Annotated in this window: 5 protein-coding genes; 3 read left to right on the plus strand and 2 right to left on the minus strand. The window is 47.8% G+C overall.

The window, feature by feature from the left end; all coding sequences use genetic code 11:
- A partial coding sequence (locus WBA89_RS29245) for a CAP domain-containing protein (RefSeq protein WP_424411123.1) occupies positions 1-458 on the plus strand: 458 nt, incomplete at its 5' end.
- A 205-nt stretch (positions 459-663) separates the two neighbouring features.
- The gene (locus WBA89_RS29250) at positions 664-1302 is read left to right on the plus strand and encodes a ribonuclease D (RefSeq protein ID WP_424411127.1); all 639 of its coding nucleotides are present in this window, start codon (positions 664-666) and stop codon (positions 1300-1302) included.
- A gap of 143 nt (positions 1303-1445) precedes the next feature.
- Here WBA89_RS29250 and WBA89_RS29255 read toward each other — a convergent pair whose 3' ends face one another.
- Complete coding sequence (locus tag WBA89_RS29255; protein WP_424411124.1) at positions 1446-2657, minus strand: hypothetical protein; 1212 nt, start codon at positions 2655-2657, stop codon at positions 1446-1448.
- 486 nt (positions 2658-3143) lie between these two features.
- On the minus strand, positions 3144-4271 hold the full coding sequence (locus WBA89_RS29260) for a HetZ-related protein 2 (RefSeq protein ID WP_424411125.1): 1128 nt from the start codon (positions 4269-4271) through the stop codon (positions 3144-3146).
- Positions 4272-4490: 219 nt separating this feature from the next.
- On the opposite strand from WBA89_RS29260, the gene WBA89_RS29265 reads away from it, so the two are divergent.
- Positions 4491-5155: glycine--tRNA ligase subunit beta (locus WBA89_RS29265; protein ID WP_424411126.1), on the plus strand; the 665-nt coding region annotated here is incomplete at its 3' end.

Here is a 5155-nt window from a genome sequence, read left to right on the forward strand (position 1 = left end):
CTAATTGTGCTAATCTAACTCCGGTGCGATCGCCCGAACCAAATTTGATGAATACTAACCTTGCTTCTAGTTCGCTTCCTGACTTAGAAAAAGCTGTTAACCAACAGATAAATCAATACCGAGCATCGAAAAATTTGCCGCCGCTGAGTGTCGATCCGCGAATTACTCAGCAAGCAAGAATTCACAGCCAAAATATGGCGAGTGGGAAAGTTAAGTTTAGCCATGAAGGATTTGAGGGGCGGGTGAAAGCAATTTCTATTCCCTATCAAAGTGTGGCTGAAAATGTTGCTTACAACATGGGCTACAGCGATCCGGTACGCAATGCTGTTGAAGGTTGGATCAAAAGTGAGGGCCACCGCAAAAATATCGAGGGTCAGTTTAATTTAACTGGTATTGGGATTGCCAAAAATGCCAAAGGCGAGTATTATTTTACTCAGATTTTTGTCCTGAGCCGGTAATTTGAAGTCATTAGTCATTAGTCATTAGTCATTAGTCATTAGTCATTAGTCATTAGTCATTAGTCATTAGTTATTAGTTATTAGTTATTGGTTGCTGCTAACAACAGTCAACAGTCAACAGTCAACAGTCAGTAGGGGCGGTGCCAAGAGTGCCCGCCCTCTTAACAGTCAACAGTCAACAGTCAACAGTCAACAATTACCAATAATGGAATTTCCAGATTTTCAAGTGTGCGACGGCGATATTTCCGATGCTCTGTTATCTTATTATTTGACGGCTCCGGCGATCGCCGTTGATACCGAAACAATGGGTTTGCTACCGCGGCGCGATCGCTTGTGTTTGGTGCAGTTGTGCGACGCGCGAGGTAAAGTTGCGGCGGTGCGGATTGCTAAGGGCCAGACGGCTGCGCCGAATTTAAAAAAGTTAATGGAAGTCCCGAATATTGAGAAAGTGTTTCACTTTGCACGCTTCGATTTGGCAACAATGCGCTACAATTTAAGTATTGACATTGCACCTGTTTTCTGCACAAAAATAGCGAGCAAGTTAGCGAGAACTTACACTAACAGACACGGACTTAAAGAGTTAATTCAAGAGTTGGAAAAAGTAGAACTCAACAAAACTTCTCAAAGTTCGGATTGGGGAAATTTCGATAATCTTTCAGACGAGCAACTGCGCTACGCTGCGAATGATGTCCGCTATTTGCTGAGCGCGAAACAAAAGTTGACGGCGATGTTGCAGCGAGAGGATCGCTGGGAAATTGCCAGACAATGTTTTGAGTGTTTGCCGGTTTTTGTAACTTTGGATTTGTTGCAGTACAAGGATATTTTTGAGCACGGGCAATCTTAGGCGCGATCGCACAATTTGGTTCGGTCGATAAAAACTCAAGTCTTCTCCCCCGGATGGCTAAAGTTCGATCGACCGAACCTTATCATTTTTTTTACCGGATTAATGTGAGTTAAAGAAAGTTTAAAAATTACAAGTTATTGTAATTAGGGTTCCTCGGAATTTTGTTTTTGGAGCAAAGCTTCAAGTTGACCGTCTACATTTTTAATCACCTTTTCCAAAGCGGGCAACCCGTCTAAAGGCAAAGGAGAAAGCCGAGTTCGATCGCGCATTAGATTCACTTTCCGCTGCAATTCTTTGGCCAGTTGCAGCGCGTCCCGACTCAAACTAGACAACTGCTGCTGCTGGTAAAACCTCAAAGCCGCCCCCCGCAGCACTTGCAGGGTGGCTTCTTCCTTGCCGCCCACTGCCATTACCCGCAAGCGCAACAGCAAATGAGTGTTTTGATATATGCGTTCAACTTCGACTTGTTTGGGATGTTCTATGGGGGAAACAGGCATATCCGTCAGCCGCTTCAACTCGTCGATGACTTCTTCAAACAGCACCGGATCGATACCTTCGACGATCGATTTCAAAACGCCGTCTTGACTCCAAAGGATGCGGCCTTGCGACTGGGGGCGCTCAAAAAACAGGCGGCCGATACCGTCTAGCAGCACTCTACCGAGCAATTCTTCCAGCAGTTGGGGCGCGGGCAAAGTTGCCAAAACTTCGACAGGGCTTGACAAGTGCAAGGCTTCCACATCCAAAACCGGCACATCAGCAGGTGTCGGGTAAACTTCAGCGCTTGCTGGTTGGGTTGCTGCCGAGGCTGCTTGAGACTCCTCGCGAGGGGAAATGGAGGATTTTGGCACTGACAGCAGGGTTTCTGATTCGGAGTGTGAAGTTGCTGGTGCGGGGTTTTTGGGTGTTGGGATTGCTGCGCTTTCTGTCGGACCCGGTTCTTTGACTTGGTTCCCGTGGAGCAAGTAAGCTGAGAGCATCGAGCGCTGAGTTTCCGAGGGAATTAGCTCGGTTGTGACTGAGCAATTCATGTAAGCTAAAATCCGCTGCACGTAGTCCAAGGCGGAGTCATCTTGCCCGTCCACTACGCCCAATTTCAATATATTGCCTTCTAGAGATAAAGGCAAAACTTGATAGTAAAGGCAAGCTTCAAAGGGGACAACTGTGTCGATTAGTTGAAATATTCGATCGGAGTCCATGTCCATTGTAGCCGCCGAGTCTGTAGAAGATGTATGTACCATTAGCTGTTCTGTAGTTGGAAGCGCGATCGAGCGCGCCACAACAAGCTGATTTATAGAATTAAACGCTGCAAGTTCCCTGACGGAGATATTCCCCTGAAAACCGGAAGCTTTTATCAAAAAAAATCTTTAGTCCGAGAATTTTTTCTTTTCTGTGCTGCCGTCTCAAAATCTACCGAAAGATTGACAATTAGTAGTTGTTGACTGGCGAACTGATGGCGAACTATCACCGATCGCGCGAGATTGAGCCGGTGGCTGGCAACTACAGAACGATCTGATTAACTTGCAAGTTTGACAGATGCGCCGCAACCGTTGATTGACGGGCAACGGCTAAATTGAGGATTGGTTAAACAATCATGACAAGTCGATCGCGCTGCTGATATTTTACCCCACAGAGTTAATGGCGATCGTCACGATCGGGATATCTTTACGTCAAGGCTGCGATATCCCGATCGACATTACCTGATTCGATCGCCAGGGGCGACCAGTTTTCCTGGGAAAAAATCGGAGGACTCTGTAGCTGTCCGGGCATCGATTAGTTGCACGCATTTTGCCAAATCCTACCGTCAATTAAGAATTAGAAATTGCCTGCAACCAATTGCAAATCTAGTCGTTGCGGAGGGATTGAGCTGCTAAATAAAGTTTGCTCCACTCGCCGATGACTTGATTAGTTTTTAGTTTTAATTCAGAGGCAATTTTCTCGACACTTTTCCCTGCTTTAAGCGATTCTACCAACTGCCGCTGCACCGGCGTCAAGTTTTGTAAATATTGCTGCCACTGAGCCGGAGTCAAGCCCAAACTGTGTTCTTTGAGCGAAGTTTCCAGCCAGCTAGCGACTAATTCCGGTGCTTGTTTGACCGCAAAAACCCGAATCGCGTGGTAACTGACTTTTTCTCGCAAGCGGTAAATTTGTTTGATTGGAACGTTCAAAGCCTCAGCAATTGCCTCTTGGGAACGGCCTTGGAGGTAAAGCCGGAGCCACTGACAAGCCAGCGGATCGACTTGATCCCTCAAATAATTCTCAAATTCTTGCTGGACAATCTGTCGCCCCGCTTGTCGCTCTTCCCAAACTTGATTTTCTTGGTAATCGGACATCGCCTGTGCGTCTAGCAGGCTGAGCGGTTCCTCTGTATCGTCGGGTAGAATTTGTTCCGACACCAGCCGCACCCAATCTCCCGCCGGGACTTGCGTCAACCCGCCCCGCTGGGAACGCCGCAGGTAGTTGACGAAGCGGTAAACTAGCAGCGGTTGGTTGCGGATGGGCCGCAAACAGTATTCTTCTGTACTAGCTAGCAGCAAAGCATTTCGCAGGCGTTTGTCTGTCGTGCATTCGGCAATCCAGGCGACTTGCTGCTGCAGGTAGCGATCGGAATTAAGCATTTCCTGAATTACTTCTTGCAGTACCTCCACCGCACTCCGCTGTCTGTCGCGGCTTAAGGAAACCCACGCTTGGATTTTTTGCCGGAGCACCACCAAACCGCCGAGCCGCCCGATCAAGTTGCGGTAAGCTTTTTCTGGCGGTACTCCCAGATACCGAGAAACCAAAATTCGATATAAAAATTCGATCGCCCCAGAGGCGACAGACAATTGAGTTGGGCTAAGAGTGTCAAATCTTTCTGGCTTGTCTCCCAACAGCCAGCGGACAACACTCTCGCGAGTGCTAGAACTCTCGTCAGGGCAATCTTTTTCTAGTCGCGACTTCCAATCTTGTGCCAGTCTTTGGGCCAAAGTCATGTGCTGTTGAGAATATCTTTCACCCCCGATTTTACGTGGTATGCTGATGTTTTGAGTCTTTTTTGGATTTAATTAGGACTTGTGCATCAGTAAAATAACTCTGTCATTGGACGATCGCGAGATCCATTGCAGGTTTTTTTTTCACTGGCGATCCGTAAGTTTTTCACGATCGAACGGGTAGTTCACCTGCCTGTTGACCAAAACACCTAACGATGTGATATGCCTAACTTTTTATTAGAACTCGGTACCGAAGAACTGCCCGCATCTTTTGTCGCCAGCAGCATCCAGCAGTGGGAACGGCTCGTGCCTGCAACTCTGGCAGAACAATCATTGACAAATGAATCAATTAATGTATACGCCACTCCGAGGCGTTTGGCCGTTCTCATCAAAGGATTGCCAATCAAGCAATCAGACAGAGAAGAAGAGGTAAAAGGGCCGCCCGCAAGTTCGGCTTTTAAAGACGGGAAACCGACGAAAGCAGCCGAAGGTTTTGCCAAAAAACAAGGCGTAGAAATCGATGCTTTGTCGGTTCGCGCTACGGATAAAGGCGATTTTGTGTTTGCGCTCAAACAGATTCCGGGGCGGATGAGTGCGGATATTTTGATTGAACTCGTGCCGCAGTGGATTAATAAGTTAGAAGGCAAAAGATTCATGCGGTGGGCTGACGGAGATTTGAAGTTTCCGCGCCCGATTAGATCGATCGTCGCGCTGTTAGATGATACTGTATTGCCGATCAAATTGGTCAGCGGTTCGGATACGGTCAAGAGCGATCGAATTTCCCAAGGACACCGGGTGTTATACACCCCCCCTACACCCCCCCTCGGCAAGGGGGGGACATCGCTTCCTACACCCCCCCTCGGCAAGGGGGGGACATCGCTTCCTAC

This window comes from Microcoleus sp., assembly GCF_049646505.1.
Classification (GTDB): Bacteria; Cyanobacteriota; Cyanobacteriia; order Cyanobacteriales; family Microcoleaceae; genus Microcoleus.

Coding starts and splice junctions, on each gene's coding strand:
- WBA89_RS29250 (WP_424411127.1), top strand. CDS start 664: ATGGAATTTCCAGATTTTCAAGTGTGCGACGGCGATATTTCCGATGCT.
- WBA89_RS29260 (WP_424411125.1), bottom strand. CDS start 4,271: ATGACTTTGGCCCAAAGACTGGCACAAGATTGGAAGTCGCGACTAGAA.